Source organism: Metabacillus idriensis, assembly GCF_009674765.1.
Lineage (GTDB): Bacteria > Bacillota > Bacilli > Bacillales > Bacillaceae > Bacillus_P > Bacillus_P idriensis.
Genome location: NZ_WKKF01000001.1, coordinates 1305235 through 1322042 on the forward strand (window position 1 = coordinate 1305235; position 16808 = coordinate 1322042).

Consider the following 16808-nt stretch of genomic DNA (forward strand, 5'->3'; position numbering starts at 1 on the left):
AAAGAGCGGATAAGAAATGAAATGGGGGACTGCAGTGGGAAATGAAGAACAGCTAGAACTCGTCATCGAAAGATTAAGGGAAATGCTGAAAACGATGAATTATGGTTCTGTCACATTGATTGTTCAGGACGGAAAAGTGATACAGCTTGAGAAAAACGAAAAAGTAAGAATTAAATAATGTGCTGACTAGATAAACTAGAGGCATTTTAACACTGAACGGGTTCCGTCATTCTGTTAAAATGTCTTTTTTTAACGGGACCTGGCTGATAGAGGGGAAGAATTCACATGCTTACGTATGAAACCTGGCAGGAGCCAGCCGCTGACTTTGAAGTTGATGACACATATAAAGGCGCATTAAACGTTTTAAAGTGGAGCTACAGTCATTATGGCAAAGAGATTGTTTATGCCTGCAGCTTTGGAATAGAAGGGATTGTGCTTGTTGATTTAATTTCGAAAGTAGAGCCGGATGCAACCATTGTTTTTCTGGATACGGACGTTCATTTTAAAGAAACATATGAAACGATTGACCGGGTAAAGGAAAAATATCCGAGCCTGAATATCGTGATGAAGAAGCCGGAACTCACATTAGAGGAACAGGCAGCGGAACATGGAGATAAACTTTGGGAAACCAACCCGAATAAGTGCTGCCAAATCAGAAAGCTTCAGCCTCTGAACGAGACGTTATCTAAATCTGAAGCATGGATCTCGGGACTGCGCAGAGAGCAGTCAGAAACAAGGAAACATGTTCAATTTATTAACCGGGATGATAAATTTCAGTCGGTGAAAATTTGTCCGCTGATTCACTGGACATGGAAAGATGTGTGGCGGTACGTTCACAAAAATGATTTGCCTTATAACCCTCTGCATGACAGGGGCTACCCGAGCATTGGCTGCTCTCACTGCACCGCACCTGCGTTTAATGCTGATGATTTGCGTTCCGGAAGATGGAGCGGGCAGGGTAAAACAGAATGCGGATTACATGGATAAGGAGCATGCGCCGTGCTTGAAATAGCGGCTCTTGCCATCAGTCTCTTTTTTGCAATGAATATAGGGGCAAGCGGTGCTGCTGCCTCGATGGGTGTTGCTTATGGGTCAGGTGCAGTCCCAAAAGCAAGGCATGCCCTTTTCATTTGTGCAGCAGGGGTCTTTGCCGGAGCAGTGCTCGGAGGCGGAGAAGTTGTAAAGACAATCAGCGGAGGCATCATACCTCAGGACATTATTAATGTAAAAATCGTGCTGATTATCATTCTATCTGCGACAAGCTCCCTGTTTTTTGCAAACTTGCTCGGCATTCCGCTTTCTACCAGTGAAGTTACGGTAGGGGCGGTAGTAGGAGTCGGTATTGCGTATCAGGTGCTGTTTGTCAATTCGCTGCTGGTCATTATGATGTTTTGGGTGATCGTTCCTGTTGCTGCTTTCGGTTTAGCCTGGATTTTCGGGAAAGGACTCTATTTGCTGCAGAATAAGGGGTTTTTGCATGATCGTCCGTGGCTTACCGGCATTTTGATTCTTGCAGGATTTCTTGAAGCCTTCTCTGCGGGAATGAATAATGTAGCGAATGCAGTCGGTCCTCTTGTGGGAGCAGGCTTGATCACTGTTTCAAAAGGAACCTGGATCGGGGGAGCTTTTGTAGCACTCGGAGCTATTTTCCTGGGAAAAAAAGTACTGGAGACCAACGGCAAGAAGATTACCAGATATTCAAAGCCTGAAGGGATATTAATCTCGGGAACTGGTGCCGGTCTCGTCATTATCAGTTCCATTTTCGGATTGCCGGTTCCGCTCACTCAGGTCACTTCATCAGCGATTATCGGTCTTGGAATGGCGAAAAATGGAAGCGAAATTCTTCATAAGCACATCGTGAAGAAGATTGTCCGCATATGGATTGTTTCACCTCTGTTTTCACTGGCCATTTCTTATTTCTTAGTCAAATTATTTTTAGAAAGTGATCTTTACTCAATCACCGTTCTTGTCAGTGTCATGCTTGCAACCTTAGGAGCCCTCAGTTTGATGAAGGCCATCAAAGAGGAAAAGCGGGCTGTGCATGAAGAAGGCGGGGGCATTTAACTTTAAAACCAATTAAAATGGTATGTTTAGGAGGAATTATAATAATGAGTTTACAGCCGCACGGAGGTTTGTTAATACAAGCATATAACCCAGAGGAAAAATATCAGGAGATTCACGCAGAAATTGAAATTGATGCAATGGCATTAAGTGATTTGGAATTAATAGGAATTGGAGCATACAGTCCGCTTGAAGGATTTCTTTCTCAGAAAGATTATGAGCAGGTCGTAAATGAGATGAGACTGGCCTCAGGCACTGTCTGGAGCATCCCGATTACATTGCCTGTTTCCAAGGAGTCAGCTGAGAGATTAATAGTCGGAGAAAAAGCAAGACTTCTTTACAAAGGAGAGGTATATGGCCTGATACAGGTTGAGGATGTTTATGAACCCGACAAAGCGATTGAAGCCATAAACGTTTATGGAACTGCAGACCTTGCGCATCCGGGCGTAAAAAAAATGCATGAACGGGAAGATGTCTATGTAGGCGGCAAAATTACACTGCTTAAACGACCTGTAAAGCCGTTTAAGCAATACACGTTCGATCCAATTGAAACTCGTGAAATTTTCAAAAGCAAAGGCTGGAAGACGGTCGTTGGATTCCAAACTAGAAACCCGGTTCACAGAGCTCATGAATATATCCAAAAATCAGCCCTTGAAACAGTAGATGGATTATTTTTAAATCCGCTTGTAGGGGAAACAAAATCAGATGACATTTCAGCCGAAATCAGAATGGAGAGCTACGAGGTTCTTCTAAGAAACTACTATCCGGAAGAACGGGTTGAGCTTGGCGTCTTCCCTGCAGCGATGAGATATGCCGGACCAAGAGAAGCCATCTTCCATGCCATTGTCCGTAAAAATTACGGCTGCACTCATTTTATTGTAGGAAGAGACCACGCCGGTGTAGGTGATTACTACGGAACTTATGATGCCCAAAAGATTTTTGATCAGTTTGAAGAGCAGGAGCTTGGAATCAAGCCGCTGAAATTCGATCACAGTTTCTACTGCAGCAAATGCGAAGGAATGGCGACAACGAAAACTTGTCCACATGACAGTTCGGCACATATCATTCTATCAGGAACAAAGGTAAGGCAAATGCTGAGAAATGGTGAAGTTCCGCCAAGCACGTTCAGCCGTCCTGAAGTCATTGAGGTTTTAATAAACGGACTTAAAAAAGAAGTCGTTTCATAAGAAGGGAGAAACAGCGATGAGCAGCAATATTGTATGGCACGAATCCTCTATTTCAAAACAAGAGAGAAGAGATAAAAATAAGCACCAGAGTTTTATACTCTGGTTTACAGGGTTGTCAGCATCCGGCAAATCTTCTGTTGCGAACGCTTTTGCACGGACTTTATTTGACCGTGGCGCTCAGGCATTTGTTCTTGATGGGGATAATGTTCGCCATGGCCTGAATCAGGATCTTGGCTTTAATGAGACAGACCGCAAGGAAAATATCAGACGGATTGGAGAAGTTTCGAAACTGTTTGTTGAAAGCGGACAGATCGTCTTAACAGCTTTTATTTCTCCTTACCGTGCTGACCGTGACCTTGTAAGAGAATTGGTTGAAAAGGATGAATTCCTCGAGGTTTATATTAAATGTTCGATTGAAGAATGTGAAAAACGCGATCCTAAAGGACTTTACAAAAAAGCGAGAAATGAAGAGATCAAACATTTTACAGGAATCAGTGCACCGTATGAAGAGCCTGCTAACCCTGAAATTGTTCTGGATACAGAAAAACATTCAATTGACGACTGTGTCAAACAATTGACGAAAACCTTAATTGAGAAGGGTTTAATTTAAAGGTTTTCTACTAAGGGCTGAATAACCAAGAAAAAAATCCTCAAAAAGTTTAAATTTATTGATATATTATTCTATAAGTATATCAAATCATCAATGAAGGCAGCTGTCTCAAAATGAAGCGCGGGACATTTGCGGATGAGTAAGGAGTGTCTATCCATGGGAAAGGTCTATTTAGTTGGAGCGGGGCCCGGAGATCCTGAGCTGATCACGCTCAAAGCCATCAAATGCATCCAGCAGGCAGATGTTATTTTGTATGATCGCCTGGTCAATAAAGAATTGCTTTCCTATGCCAAAAAGGAAGCAGATCTCATCTATTGCGGCAAGCTTCCTGACTATCATTTAATGAAGCAGGAAACGATTCATCACTTCTTAATCCGTTATGCGAAAAGCGGCAAGATCGTTACCCGTTTAAAAGGGGGAGATCCGTTTGTATTCGGGCGCGGTGCAGAAGAAGCAGAAGCACTTGCAAAACAGAAGATTCCATTTGAAATTGTGCCTGGCATCACCTCGGGCATAGCAGCGGCTGCCTATGCAGGAATTCCTGTCACGCACAGGGACGTAAGTGCAAGCGTGGCTTTTGTAACAGGCCATCACAAAAATGATGAAAAAGAAGATGAGAAGTGGGCAAGCCTTGCAAAAGGCATAGATACGTTAGCGATTTATATGGGCGTCGGCAATCTTCCATATATTCAGGAGCAGCTCTTGAAAAATGGAAAAAGCAAAGAAACTCCTGTTGCGCTGGTACACTGGGGAACAACAGATGTTCAGAAAACGGTGACAGGCACACTTGAAAATATTCTGGATGTTGTCCGAGAAGAGAATATAAAAAATCCAAGTATGATTATTATTGGAGAAGTAGTCCGCTACCGCGAAAAGATTAAATGGTTTGAAGAGAAAATGCAGACTTCATCTCCAATCAGCGAGGCGTTATAAAATGAAACAAGCAGTATTATATGTTTGCCATGGCAGCCGTGTGAAAGAAGCCTGTGATGAGGCCATTGCTTTTATCGAGAGAACGCAAAAGCATATTCATGCTGATATTCAGGAAATCTCATTTCTTGAACTGGCTGAGCCTTCTATTGAAGAAGGGTTCGCTTCCTGCATCAAGCAAGGGGCCACCCATGTTGCCGTTGTGCCATTATTATTGCTTACGGCTGTTCATGCAAAAGAGGACATTCCTCTGGAAGTGAAAAAGGCTGCAGAAAATCATCCGGAAGTTGCTGTTACATATGGCCTGCCTATCGGCGTGCACCAAAAGATGGCAAAAAGCATTACGAACCGAATCTATGAACAGGGCAGACCAGATGCTGAATCGATCATCGTTCTGATTGGACGAGGCAGCTCAGACGCGGACGTAGTAAGAGATTTGACTGCCATAAGTGAACTTGTAAAGAGTGAGGCCGGTGTCAGCAATGTGGAAATCTGCTTTCTGACTGCTGCAAAACCGAGTCTTGATGAGATGCTTTCAAAACTTTCGCTTCTCAAAGAGAAAACGGTTTTCCTGGTTCCCTATTTATTATTTACCGGGCTGCTTATGAGGGAAATTCAGACAAAGGCTGATAAGCTTGACCATGAAAAAATCAAGCTCTGCCGGTATCTGGGCTATGACTCTGAAGTTGAACAAGTTTTTGCCGAGAGAGTCCAGTCCGCAATCAATAATCATGATTCAAAATACACCTTCAGATATGGAGATACATGCAATGCTGCCATTAATGGTTGATGTCCGAAATCGCCTGGTTATCGTCATCGGCGGCGGAAAAATTGCATATAGAAGACTTTCTGTATTTTTAAAGCAGGGTGCCAAAATAAAGGTGATCAGCCCGCACGTGATCGAAGAAATCAGCCTCCTCCACGCTCAATCACAAATTGAGTGGAAGCAAAAAGAAGCAGATATAGATGATTTACAAGAAGCATTCATAATTGTTGCTGCAACTGACAGCAAAGAAGTGAATGCCTGGGCGGCAAGGGAGGCGGGCGAACATCAGCTTGTCAACCTTGCCGGTGAGTCAGAGCTTGGCAATGTTCAAGTTCCTTCTTTTCATCAGCGTGGAAGATTGACACTTGCTGTGTCCACCGGCGGCGCAAGTCCGACTCTCGCCAAAAATTTATCGAAGCAATTTATTGATCAGTTTGATGATGCGTTTTTTGATCTCTTAGAAGAACTCTTTAAAGAACGGGAAAAAATAAAAGCTGCCGATCTTAGTCAGGATGAAAAGAAAAGACTATTAATTCAGCTTGCAAAAAAAAGCATGGACTCATAAAGAGTCTATGCTTTTTTTAATTTTATGACCAAATCCGGATCAGGTGTCACATATACGGTTTGCTGGTTGTCATAAATGACGAAACCAGGTTTAGATCCATTTGGCTTTTTGACATGCCGTATTTTTGTGAAATCAACCGGGACAGAGCTTGATCCTTTTGCTTTACTGAAATAAGCTGCAAGACTCGCCGCCTCTAAAATCGTTTCCTCGCTTGGTTCCTGGCTTCGGATAACAACATGAGAGCCTGGTATGTCTTTTGTATGGAGCCAAATATCATCCCGTGCTGCTGTTTTGTTTGTTAAGTAATCGTTTTGCTTGTTGTTTTTTCCAACTAGAATTTCCGTGCCGTCAGTTGCCGCATATTTTTCAAGGATTATTTTTGCCGGCTTATTCTTTTTATTTCCTTTTGCTTGTTTTTTCTTTAAATAGCCGCCATCCATCAATTCTTCTCTAATCTCTTCGATGTCCTTCGGAGAAGCGGATTCAATTTGCTGAAACACGTTTTCAAAATAGAGGATTTCATTTTCAGCGAGTCTGATTTGTTCTTCAACAAAAGCAACCGATTTTTTCGCCTTGTTGTATTTTTGGAAATATGCCTGTGCATTTTCAGACGGTGTCTTTTGCGGGTTCAAGGTAATGCTGACCATTTCTCCGTCATAATAGTTTATGACATCAGCCAATTTATCCCCGCGTTTTATTGCATACATATTAGCTGTAATCAGCTCGCCTCGAAGCTTGTATTTCTCTGCTTTTTCGGCATCCTTAAGCGTCGCTTGCAGCTTTTTGATTTTTGTTTTATTTTTCTTCAGTTCGTTTTGTACAAAACGCTCTAGATCATTGCCTTGCTGCTTCACTCTGTCACGGGCTGCTTTTCCATAGTAATAGCGGTCAAGCATCTCAGAAATCGAAGGGAAAACCTTGCTCGTCCCGTTTAAGTGAGTAAGTGGAAGAATATAGAAATATTCTTTATCACTTGTTTCAATCATAGATGCTCTGATGTCATTATTCTTGATCTCAGAAACAAGCTTTAAAAAGGATTCCGGCAGGCTAATTCTGCTGGCAAGGCCTGCCCTGAACAGGATCTCTTTTGCAAAAAGAGGAGAGATTCCGGCAAACTTCTGCATAAGCTGCTGATCTAATTTTCCTGAATTGAAATCCACTTTGCGCAAAATCGTTTCTTCTGTCGCTTCAAAGGGATTCAGTTTATTCTGCTCAGGAGGCAGAACATATTCCTGTCCCGGCATAATTGTGCGGTGACGATTAACAGCAGGTGAGATGTGCTTAATGCTGTCAAGAATCATATTCCGATCACGGTCGATTAGAATAATGTTGCTGTGTCTGCCCATTATTTCAATAATCAGGCGCTTATAAGTAACGTCGCCGATTTCATTTCTGCCTTTCACATCAATATACAGAATCCGTTCTAATTCGATTTGTCCGATTCTTTCTATGACTCCGCCTTCGAGATGCTTTCTGAGCAGCATGCAGAACATTGGAGGTTCACTCGGATTTTCATAGCTTTCCGTTGTTAAGTGAATTCTTGCATAGCTTGGATGGGCTGACAGCAGGAGACGGTGATTGCCCCCATTTGCCCGGATGATAAAAATCAGTTCATTTTTATACGGCTGATGGATCTTTGAAATTCTTCCATTTGCCAGTTCTTTTTTCAATTCTTCTGTTATCGCATATGTAAACATGCCATCAAATGACATCGCAAGCACCCTTTTCTATAGGTAAGTTGGATCAAATCTCCACATTCAAATTATTATAGCATTTTTTTGGACAGGGCTGAATAAATTGACATTATAAGAGATTGTCCAACTATTCCACGTATTGAGAGGTGTAAAAAAAATTCATGAAATGGCATGAAATTGGACCGGAAGAAGTTCTTCAGTCAATTAATACAAGCAGAGAAAACGGATTAACGGAAAAAGATGTTCAAAAAAGAGTGAAGCATCACGGTTTCAATGAACTTAAGGAAGCTGAAAAACCTTCAGCATTTTTATTATTTTTGGAGCAGTTTAAAGATTTTATGGTGCTGGTTTTGCTGGCGGCAACACTGATTTCGGGTTTGCTTGGCGAATATATTGATGCCATTGCCATCATTGCCATTGTTTTAATTAATGGCATACTTGGTTTTTTTCAGGAGCGGCGTGCGGAAAAATCACTTGAAGCACTAAAAGAGATGTCAGCGCCTCAAGTTCAGGCACTTAGAGAAGGCGAATGGACAAGGATTCAATCGAAGGATCTTGTTCCCGGAGATATTGTGAAATTTACAAGCGGGGACAGAATTGGTGCAGATCTCCGCTTGATTGAAGCAAAAAGCCTGGAAATAGAGGAATCTGCTTTAACGGGTGAGTCACTTCCTGTATCTAAATTTACGAATGCTCTGTCAGACGGTCATGCGGGTATTGGGGATTTAACCAATATGGCCTTCATGGGAACTTTGGTCACTCGGGGCAATGGGGTTGGAGTTGTTGTTGCAACGGGCATGAATACGGCGATGGGACAGATCGCCGACTTGCTTCAGTCTGCTGAAACGATGGAAACACCGCTTCAGAGAAGACTTGAACAGCTCGGAAAAATCTTAATTGTAGTTGCTCTTGCGTTAACTTTTTTAGTAGTGGCAGTCGGAGTTATTCAAGGGCACGAGCTCTACGATATGTTCCTTGCAGGTGTATCTCTTGCTGTAGCTGCGATTCCAGAAGGACTTCCGGCCATCGTAACGGTTGCTTTGTCACTAGGTGTACAAAGAATGATCAAGCAAAGATCGATTGTCAGAAAGCTGCCTGCTGTAGAAACGCTTGGCTGTGCATCCGTCATTTGTTCAGATAAAACTGGAACGATGACACAAAACAAGATGACCGTTACGCATATATGGTCCGGCGGACGCACTTGGCAGCTCAGCGGAACAGGTTATCAGCCAAAAGGCGAATTCTTCGCCAATGAACAAAAGGTATTAGTAAAGGACAATAAATCCCTTCAGCAAATTCTTACATTTGGCATGCTTTGCAATACGGCAAACATTTATGAGAAAGATGATGACTACATTCTGGACGGAGATCCGACGGAAGGGGCGCTTGTTGTAGCTGCGATGAAAGCAGGGCTTTCAAGAGAAGCGCTTTCCAAGCAGTTTAAAATCATCGAGGAATTTCCATTTGACTCCATCCGGAAAATGATGAGCGTCATCATCGAGGATAAAAACGGCAAGCGCTTTGTTATTACAAAAGGTGCGCCTGATATTCTTCTTCAGAAATTAGATTTTGTGCTGTGGGACGAAAAACAGCACTATATATCTTCTAAATACGAAACGAAAATAAATGAAGCAATCGACAATCTGGCATCACAAGCACTAAGGACGATTGCGGTAGCCTTTAAGCCTGTCTCTGCTCAGACCATTTATCATCAGCATGAAGCTGAAAAGAATTTGGTTTTCCTGGGACTTCAGGGAATGATCGATCCGCCGCGTCCTGAAGTGAAACAAGCAGTGAAAGAATGCAGGCAGGCCGGAATAAAAACGGTGATGATCACAGGTGACCATGTCAATACGGCAAGAGCCATTGCCAAACAGCTCGACCTCCTTCCGCCAAATGGAAAAGTAATAGATGGGGCAGCTCTTTCGGCCATGCCAAATGAAGAGCTTGTGCAGATTGTAGACGATATTTATGTGTTTGCAAGGGTATCGCCTGAACACAAGCTGAAAATTGTTAAAGCGCTTCAAAGCAGAGGGCATATCGTTGCGATGACTGGGGACGGAGTAAACGATGCACCTGCTATTAAAGCTGCTGATATTGGCATTTCAATGGGGATTACAGGAACAGATGTGGCAAAGGAAGCATCTGCCCTTGTTTTAGTGGATGATAATTTTGCCACGATCAAGCTTGCTATTAAAGAAGGCCGGAATATCTATGAGAACATAAGGAAGTTTATCCGATATTTGCTTGCTTCGAACGTCGGCGAAATTCTGGTTATGCTTTTTGCCATGCTGCTCGCGCTTCCGCTGCCCCTTGTTCCAATCCAGATTCTGTGGGTCAACCTTGTGACAGATGGTCTGCCTGCGATGGCTCTCGGCTTAGATCAGCCAGAGGGAGATTTAATGCAGAGAAAACCGCGGCATCATAAGGAAGGGGTATTTGCACGGGGTCTTGGCTGGAAAGTCATTTCTAGGGGATTCCTGATTGGAATTGTGACCCTGGCTGCGTTTATGATTGTCTATCACCGTGATCCTGAGAATTTGATTTATGCCCAGACCATTGCGTTTGCAACATTGGTTATGGCTCAGTTGATTCATGTGTTTGACTGCAGAAGCGAAAGGTCTGTGTTTTTGAGAAATCCGTTTGAGAATATCTACCTTGTTGGCGCGGTTATATCATCTGTGCTGCTGATGCTTGCTGTGATCTACTATGCCCCGATGCAGCCGATCTTCCATACAGTGCCAATCATGGCAAGAGACTGGCTCTTGGTGCTTGGGTTATCAGCCATTCCAACTTTTTTGCTGGCAGGATCACTTTTGACAAGAAAAAAAAGTTAAAATATGCTATAATTCGAAAGGTAATAGCTCAGTCTATTACCTTTTCTTTTGTTAGAAGCTCTTTTCGTAAATATTGTTGTTAATGAACTAAATGTTTAAAACCTTAAGTGTATTGTAGCGGATAAACTTGACTCCTGCGGGAATTAGAGCAAAATGGGAGACCCCACAGGCAACGCCGAGGAGGCTCCCATGCTCCCCGCGGAAAGCAAGTTCCTCTCGCTGCAAGGAACGGACAACATTTATCATGAAAAACAGCAATCTATGCGAAAACAGCCTTTTGGAACTGAATCAAAGAGCATTTCTTATGATTTGATCAAAGAATTGGATGTGAAATATATGGTTTGCAGCATGACAGGATACGGACGTTCATCAATTGGGAATGATAAATTGACCATTACAGCCGAAATGAAATCGGTTAATCACCGTTTTTTTGAAATTAACGTAAGAATGCCTAGACAATTGATGTCCATAGAGGATAAAATCAAAAAAGTGATCTCTTCTATCATTAATAGAGGACGCGTGGAAGTATACATAACAATTGAAGGCGAATCATTGGCAGACCGGTTTATCGAAGTTGATTGGAATTTGCTTGATCAATATGTTCAGGCGGCTGCTTCGATGCAAAGCCGGTATGATTTACATAATGGATTGCAGCTGACAGATCTCCTTAAGCTGGATTATGTTATTGCAGTTGGAGAACAGGCAAAAGGGAATGAAGAAATTCATTCTATGATCTTTGCGGCTGTGCAGGATGCAGCAGAAAAGCTGAAAGATATGAGAATGGCAGAAGGTGCACATCTAAAAAACGATTTGCACAAGCAGCTGGCATTTTTGGAATCTTATGTATCTGATATTGAGAAATATGCACCCCAGGTCGTAATCCGCTACAAACAAAGGCTGGAAAAAAAGATGGCTGAGCTCTCCGAGGGCACAATTGATGAAAGCCGATTGGTAACAGAGGCTGCCCTTTTTGCTGACAGAGCGGATATTGCAGAAGAGATTACGAGAATCAGAAGTCATCTCTCACAATTCCGTGAAACGATGCAAAAAGAAGAATCAATTGGAAGAAAATTAGATTTTCTTGTTCAGGAGCTGAATAGAGAAGCGAATACGATCGGTTCTAAAGCAAATGATAAAGATATATCCAAATGTTCAGTAGAACTGAAAAGCGTCATAGAAAGATTAAAAGAGCAAGTTCAAAATATTGAATAATTAGCAGTTAAATCGTTTATAATGGGCCATTTAGGGCAAAAATAGTTTTGTCGTTTACTAGGGGGAGCGAACAGATGAGTATTAAGTTAATTAATATAGGCTTTGGCAATATCGTCTCAGCCAATCGCATTATATCCATTGTAAGTCCTGAATCAGCTCCGATTAAAAGGATCATTCAAGACGCCCGTGACCGCGCCATGCTTATTGATGCGACGTATGGCCGCAGAACGAGAGCGGTTGTGATTATGGACAGTGATCATATTATACTATCTGCGGTTCAGCCAGAAACGGTTGCCCACAGGCTTTCAAATAAAGACGAGTTAACAGATGAAGGGTAGGGAAAGTTCTGGATATGAAAGAAAGAGGATTACTCATCGTGCTTTCGGGTCCTTCTGGTGTTGGTAAAGGTACTGTAAGAAAAGCTATCTTTTCACAGAATGATACAGATTTTCAATATTCGATCAGCATGACCACACGCAAACCGCGTGAAGGCGAAGTTGACGGAGTTGATTATTTCTTTAAATCAAAAGAGGAATTCGAACAATTAATTAAAGAAGATCGTTTATTGGAGTGGGCGGAATTCGTTGGCAATTACTACGGAACCCCGATTGACTATGTGGAAAAAACGTTAAGCGAAGGAAGAGATGTTTTCCTTGAAATTGAAGTTCAGGGAGCATTGCAGGTGCGAAAGGCATTTCCGGAAGGGTTATTCATCTTCCTTATGCCGCCGAGCTTAAGCGAGCTTAAAAACCGTATCGTCACACGCGGAACAGAAACACAGGATATCATTAATAATCGCATGAAGGTTGCCAAAGAAGAAATTGAAATGATGGATGCTTACGATTACGTCGTTGAAAATGATCATGTGGATCTTGCCTGCGGACGTATTCGTGCGATTGTCACAGCTGAACATTGCAGACGTGACCGCATTGCACTTCGTTATAAGAAAATGCTGGAGGTTGAATAAATAATATGTTATATCCATCTATTGATAAACTCATGAATAAGCTTGATTCAAAATATACACTCGTAACAGTGGCGGCAAGACGCGCACGGGAAATGCAGGAAAATCACGACCAGCAAATCGTGAAGCCTGTCTCTCATAAATATGTCGGCAAAGCACTTGAAGAAATTAATTCAGGCTTGCTGGATTATGAAAAACAAGACTAATTAAATGGCACTTTAAAATAACAACCTGAAACAATATGGGTTGTTATTTTTTCATTCTTGATAATTCACAGCTATAATAGTAGCTATTATGACTTTGATGGGGGAATGTGAAATGAAGGGGAAGAAAATTCTTCTTTGCGTAAGCGGAGGAATTGCCGTCTATAAAGCAGCAGCTTTAACAAGCAAAATCATTCAGGCTGGGGCAGAAATAAAAGTAATCATGACAAACTCAGCGCGAGAATTTGTTAACCCGCTGACATTTCAGGCTTTATCCAGAAATGACGTTTATTTTGATACATTTGACGAGAAAAATCCTGCCGTTATCTCACACATTGATCTTGCGGATTGGGCAGATCTTGTTGTTGTCGCACCTGCCACTGCAAATACGATCGGTAAATTAGCAAATGGAATTGCAGACGATATGCTGACAACGACATTGCTTGCGACAACTGCACCTGTCTGGATTGCTCCAGCTATGAATGTTCATATGTATGACAATCCGGCCGTTCAGAAAAACATTCTGACGTTATCTCAGTATGGATATCAATATATTGAGCCGAGTGAAGGCTATTTAGCCTGCGGATATGTCGGAAAAGGAAGACTTGAAGAACCTGAGAAAATTGTCTCTTTAATAGAAGGTTTTTTTTCTGATAAGGACTTGAAGACTTTAAAAGGCAAAAACGTGATGATTACTGCGGGACCGACCCGTGAAAAAGTAGACCCAGTCCGTTATTTTACTAATCATTCCTCAGGGAAAATGGGTTATGCCATTGCAGAGGCTGCATATCAAATGGGTGCGGAAGTTACGTTGATCTCAGGCCCGGTTTCGATTGCTCCTCCTTCTGGAGTGACGGTTTTGAAGGTTGAATCAGCAGAAGAAATGCATCATGAAGTATTGAACCGCTTCAGTGAAATGGATATTGTCATTAAATCTGCGGCAGTTGCCGATTACCGGCCGCGCATCGTCTCTGATCAGAAAATGAAAAAACAGGACGGTTCATTAACGATTGAAATGGAACGGACAAAAGATATTTTAAAAGATCTGGGAGAGCGAAAAGAAAACCAGATTCTCATAGGATTCGCAGCCGAAACGGAAAATGTGGAGGAATATGCGTTAAGAAAACTCCAGAAGAAAAATCTGGATATGATAGTGGCAAACAATGTGACGCTAACCGGAGCCGGTTTCGGAACGGATACAAATATTGTGACCATATACAAAAAGAGCGGTGAAAAAATCGAGCTTCCTGTGCTGTCTAAGCAAGAAGTTGCAAAGCAAATTTTAGGAGAAATCAGCCGTCTTGATAAAGGAGTATAAATCATGAGGTTCGCAAGCGTAATCGTTGATGTGAAAGCAATGCAGACAGACAGAGCATTTGATTATCTCATTCCTGATAAATGGACAGGTTTTATTAAAGCCGGTATGCGTGTAATCGTGCCGTTTGGCCCCCGCAAAGTTCAGGGGTTTGTGATTGGCCTTAAAAATGAAAGTGAATTTGACAGGGTAAAGCCAATTGCTGAAGTGATGGATATTACGCCTGCATTAACAAAGGAACTGCTCGATATCGGCCATTGGCTTACTCAAACAACGTTATGCTTTAAGATTTCCGCGTTCCAGGCTATGCTGCCGGCTGCGATGAAAGCGAAATATGAGAAGGAAATCGTCCTTGTTTCTGATGATTACAGACCGAACCTTCATCCGAAAGTCCTTCCATGGTTTCAAAGCAGAAGAAGCATTTATTGGAAAGAGATCGAAAAAAGCGATTCTGTAAAAGAATTTCAGCTGGAAATCGAACGGGGAGTCCTTGAAGTGATTTACCAGGTAAAACAAAAAAACAAAAAAAAGACTCAAAAGTATATCACTTCGAATGTACAAATAGCCGAATTAAAGAAGGAATCAGACTCTTGTACTTCGCAGGCAGCAAAACAAAAGCTTGTTCTCGATTACTTTATTGAAAATAGCGGTCTATCTGTGCCGCTTCAGGAACTTCTTTTACAGCTGAACATTACAGACTCTCCTGTAAAAACGCTTATTAAAAAGAAACTGTTAAGAGAAGAGAATATAGAGGTTTATCGTGATCCATACGAGGATCGCACCTTTAAAAAGACAGAGCCGCTTGCACTGACAGCTGAGCAGCAGACTGCCATTTCTCCAATTCTGAACTCGGTTGAACAAAACCGGCATGATGTCTTTTTAATGTATGGTGTAACAGGCAGCGGGAAAACAGAGGTTTATCTGCAGTCAATCGAGTCTGTCCTCAATCAGGGGAAAGAAGCAATTGTTCTTGTTCCAGAAATTTCGCTTACCCCGCAAATGGTCAATCGGTTTAAAGGCAGATTTGGTTCACTTGTGGCAGTGCTGCACAGCGGTCTTTCAGTCGGAGAAAAGTACGATGAATGGAGAAAAATTCATCGCGGTGAGGTAAAACTTGTCGTTGGAGCAAGATCTGCCGTATTTGCTCCATTCACGAATCTTGGAATGATTATTATTGATGAGGAGCATGAAGGAAGCTATAAGCAAGAAGAGAATCCCCGCTATCATGCGCGGGATGTCGCCGTTTACCGTGCAAAATTTCATCAATGTCCAGTTGTTTTAGGGAGTGCAACTCCTTCACTAGAATCGTTTGCAAGAGCAGGAAAAGAGGTTTATCAGCTGCTTTCCTTAAAAGAGCGTGTGAATCAGCGGCCGCTTCCCCAAGTTGAAGTGATTGATATGAGAGATGAATTAAGAAGCGGGAACAGAACGATGTTTTCATCATCCCTGCTTGAAAAGCTTCAGGACCGAACCCAAAAAGGGGAGCAATCCGTCTTATTTTTAAATAAACGGGGATATTCTTCTTTTGTCATGTGCAGAGACTGCGGCTGTGTGACCGGCTGTCCGCATTGTGATATTTCCTTAACCTATCATAAACATGGTTCTCAATTAAAGTGCCATTATTGCGGACATGAGGAGCCGATGCCAAAGGTTTGTCCTGAATGCAGCAGCGAACATATCCGTTTCTTTGGAACGGGAACCCAGCGGGTAGAAGAAGAGCTTGCAAAAGTACTGCCGGAAGCAAGAATTATCCGCATGGATGTGGATACGACCGGCCGGAAAGGGTCTCATGAAAAATTACTGACGCAGTTTGGCAATAAAGAGGCAGATATCCTTTTAGGCACGCAAATGATTGCAAAAGGCCTGGATTTTCCGGATGTAACCCTTGTAGGGGTATTAACCGCAGATACGATGCTGCATCTGCCGGATTTCCGCTCATCTGAAAAAACGTTTCAGCTGCTGACACAAGTAAGCGGCAGAGCAGGCAGGCATGAATTGCCGGGCGAGGTTGTGATTCAGTCCTATTCACCTGAGCATTACAGCATTCAGCTTGCAAGCCATCATGATTATGATTCATTTTATCAGCAGGAAATGCTGTCAAGAAAGCAGCATGCTTATCCTCCTTTTTATTATCTTGCTTTAGTCACGGTGTCTCATCCCGATCTCCTGAAGGCTGTTTCCGTCACAGAAAAAATAGCGAAGCACCTGAATCAAAGACTTTCAGATACTGTGCAGATCCTTGGACCTGTAGCATCACCCATTCCACGGATAAACGATAGATATCGCTATCAATGCATGATAAAATACAAGCGGGAAGAAAATCTGCACGCATCGCTTAAAATGATTATCGAACGCTATCAGCAGGATATGAATAAAAATCAATTATCCATCAGCATCGATTTAAATCCAAATACAATGATGTAGGGTTTAGATGCAGTATATGCGTCTAAACTAAATAAAATAA

At 42.3% G+C, this 16808-nt stretch carries 16 protein-coding genes; 15 read left to right on the forward strand and 1 reads right to left on the reverse strand.

The genetic code is table 11. The annotated features are described in order from the left end of the window. Window positions 1-34 precede the first annotated feature (34 nt). The 8 genes from GJU41_RS06420 to GJU41_RS06455 all read left to right on the forward strand — a co-directional run bounded on the left by GJU41_RS06420 (window position 35) and on the right by GJU41_RS06455 (window position 6119). Window positions 35-178, forward strand: coding sequence for a YezD family protein (locus GJU41_RS06420; protein ID WP_224771173.1), 144 nt, complete (start codon window positions 35-37; stop codon window positions 176-178). Between the two features lie 107 nt (window positions 179-285). After that, the gene (locus GJU41_RS06425) at window positions 286-987 is read left to right on the forward strand and encodes a phosphoadenylyl-sulfate reductase (RefSeq protein WP_154318181.1); all 702 of its coding nucleotides are present in this window, start codon (window positions 286-288) and stop codon (window positions 985-987) included. 54 nt (window positions 988-1041) lie between these two features. After that, window positions 1042-2064 (forward strand): sulfate permease, encoded by a 1023-nt coding sequence (gene cysP, locus GJU41_RS06430; protein WP_070879165.1) that lies wholly within the window; start codon window positions 1042-1044, stop codon window positions 2062-2064. A 44-nt stretch (window positions 2065-2108) separates the two neighbouring features. Next, window positions 2109-3248, forward strand: a complete 1140-nt coding sequence (gene sat, locus GJU41_RS06435) for a sulfate adenylyltransferase (protein WP_070879116.1) — start codon at window positions 2109-2111, stop codon at window positions 3246-3248. 16 nt (window positions 3249-3264) lie between these two features. Then, complete coding sequence (gene cysC / locus GJU41_RS06440; protein WP_070879117.1) at window positions 3265-3858, forward strand: adenylyl-sulfate kinase; 594 nt, start codon at window positions 3265-3267, stop codon at window positions 3856-3858. A 156-nt stretch (window positions 3859-4014) separates the two neighbouring features. Beyond that, window positions 4015-4791 (forward strand): uroporphyrinogen-III C-methyltransferase, encoded by a 777-nt coding sequence (gene cobA / locus GJU41_RS06445; RefSeq protein WP_070879118.1) that lies wholly within the window; start codon window positions 4015-4017, stop codon window positions 4789-4791. Between the two features lies 1 nt (window position 4792). Then, the gene (locus tag GJU41_RS06450) at window positions 4793-5578 is read left to right on the forward strand and encodes a sirohydrochlorin chelatase (protein WP_070879119.1); all 786 of its coding nucleotides are present in this window, start codon (window positions 4793-4795) and stop codon (window positions 5576-5578) included. Further along, window positions 5559-6119, forward strand: coding sequence for a precorrin-2 dehydrogenase/sirohydrochlorin ferrochelatase family protein (locus tag GJU41_RS06455; protein WP_170292732.1), 561 nt, complete (start codon window positions 5559-5561; stop codon window positions 6117-6119). Before GJU41_RS06450 ends, GJU41_RS06455 begins: the two co-directional genes overlap by 20 nt. Before the next feature lie 5 nt (window positions 6120-6124). On the opposite strand, the gene GJU41_RS06460 is transcribed toward GJU41_RS06455, so the two are convergent. Further along, window positions 6125-7831: an Rqc2 family fibronectin-binding protein gene (locus GJU41_RS06460; RefSeq protein ID WP_070879121.1), complete on the reverse strand. Its 1707-nt coding sequence runs from the start codon at window positions 7829-7831 to the stop codon at window positions 6125-6127. A 143-nt stretch (window positions 7832-7974) separates the two neighbouring features. On the opposite strand from GJU41_RS06460, the gene GJU41_RS06465 reads away from it, so the two are divergent. The 7 genes from GJU41_RS06465 (at window position 7975) to priA (ending at window position 16768) form a co-directional block, all read left to right on the forward strand. Next, window positions 7975-10650, forward strand: coding sequence for a calcium-translocating P-type ATPase, SERCA-type (locus tag GJU41_RS06465; protein WP_154318183.1), 2676 nt, complete (start codon window positions 7975-7977; stop codon window positions 10648-10650). 336 nt (window positions 10651-10986) lie between these two features. Continuing rightward, complete coding sequence (locus GJU41_RS06470) at window positions 10987-11862, forward strand: YicC/YloC family endoribonuclease (RefSeq protein ID WP_070879166.1); 876 nt, start codon at window positions 10987-10989, stop codon at window positions 11860-11862. A 74-nt stretch (window positions 11863-11936) separates the two neighbouring features. Further along, window positions 11937-12200, forward strand: a complete 264-nt coding sequence (gene remA / locus GJU41_RS06475) for an extracellular matrix/biofilm regulator RemA (protein WP_029281439.1) — start codon at window positions 11937-11939, stop codon at window positions 12198-12200. A gap of 14 nt (window positions 12201-12214) precedes the next feature. After that, the gene (gmk, locus tag GJU41_RS06480; RefSeq protein WP_070879123.1) at window positions 12215-12829 is read left to right on the forward strand and encodes a guanylate kinase; all 615 of its coding nucleotides are present in this window, start codon (window positions 12215-12217) and stop codon (window positions 12827-12829) included. A 5-nt stretch (window positions 12830-12834) separates the two neighbouring features. Next, window positions 12835-13032, forward strand: coding sequence for a DNA-directed RNA polymerase subunit omega (rpoZ, locus tag GJU41_RS06485; RefSeq protein ID WP_070879124.1), 198 nt, complete (start codon window positions 12835-12837; stop codon window positions 13030-13032). A 112-nt stretch (window positions 13033-13144) separates the two neighbouring features. Continuing rightward, complete coding sequence (gene coaBC, locus GJU41_RS06490; protein ID WP_154318184.1) at window positions 13145-14347, forward strand: bifunctional phosphopantothenoylcysteine decarboxylase/phosphopantothenate--cysteine ligase CoaBC; 1203 nt, start codon at window positions 13145-13147, stop codon at window positions 14345-14347. Between the two features lie 3 nt (window positions 14348-14350). Further along, on the forward strand, window positions 14351-16768 hold the full coding sequence (gene priA, locus GJU41_RS06495; RefSeq protein ID WP_070879126.1) for a primosomal protein N': 2418 nt from the start codon (window positions 14351-14353) through the stop codon (window positions 16766-16768). The last annotated feature ends 40 nt before the right edge of the window (window positions 16769-16808 follow it).

Coding starts and splice junctions, on each gene's coding strand:
- priA (WP_070879126.1), top strand. CDS start 14,351: ATGAGGTTCGCAAGCGTAATCGTTGATGTGAAAGCAATGCAGACAGAC.
- GJU41_RS06450 (WP_070879119.1), top strand. CDS start 4,793: ATGAAACAAGCAGTATTATATGTTTGCCATGGCAGCCGTGTGAAAGAA.
- GJU41_RS06465 (WP_154318183.1), top strand. CDS start 7,975: ATGAAATGGCATGAAATTGGACCGGAAGAAGTTCTTCAGTCAATTAAT.
- rpoZ (WP_070879124.1), top strand. CDS start 12,835: ATGTTATATCCATCTATTGATAAACTCATGAATAAGCTTGATTCAAAA.
- sat (WP_070879116.1), top strand. CDS start 2,109: ATGAGTTTACAGCCGCACGGAGGTTTGTTAATACAAGCATATAACCCA.
- cobA (WP_070879118.1), top strand. CDS start 4,015: ATGGGAAAGGTCTATTTAGTTGGAGCGGGGCCCGGAGATCCTGAGCTG.
- coaBC (WP_154318184.1), top strand. CDS start 13,145: ATGAAGGGGAAGAAAATTCTTCTTTGCGTAAGCGGAGGAATTGCCGTC.
- GJU41_RS06460 (WP_070879121.1), bottom strand. CDS start 7,831: ATGTCATTTGATGGCATGTTTACATATGCGATAACAGAAGAATTGAAA.
- GJU41_RS06455 (WP_170292732.1), top strand. CDS start 5,559: ATGCTGCCATTAATGGTTGATGTCCGAAATCGCCTGGTTATCGTCATC.
- remA (WP_029281439.1), top strand. CDS start 11,937: ATGAGTATTAAGTTAATTAATATAGGCTTTGGCAATATCGTCTCAGCC.
- cysP (WP_070879165.1), top strand. CDS start 1,042: ATGAATATAGGGGCAAGCGGTGCTGCTGCCTCGATGGGTGTTGCTTAT.
- gmk (WP_070879123.1), top strand. CDS start 12,215: ATGAAAGAAAGAGGATTACTCATCGTGCTTTCGGGTCCTTCTGGTGTT.
- GJU41_RS06470 (WP_070879166.1), top strand. CDS start 10,987: ATGGTTTGCAGCATGACAGGATACGGACGTTCATCAATTGGGAATGAT.
- cysC (WP_070879117.1), top strand. CDS start 3,265: ATGAGCAGCAATATTGTATGGCACGAATCCTCTATTTCAAAACAAGAG.
- GJU41_RS06425 (WP_154318181.1), top strand. CDS start 286: ATGCTTACGTATGAAACCTGGCAGGAGCCAGCCGCTGACTTTGAAGTT.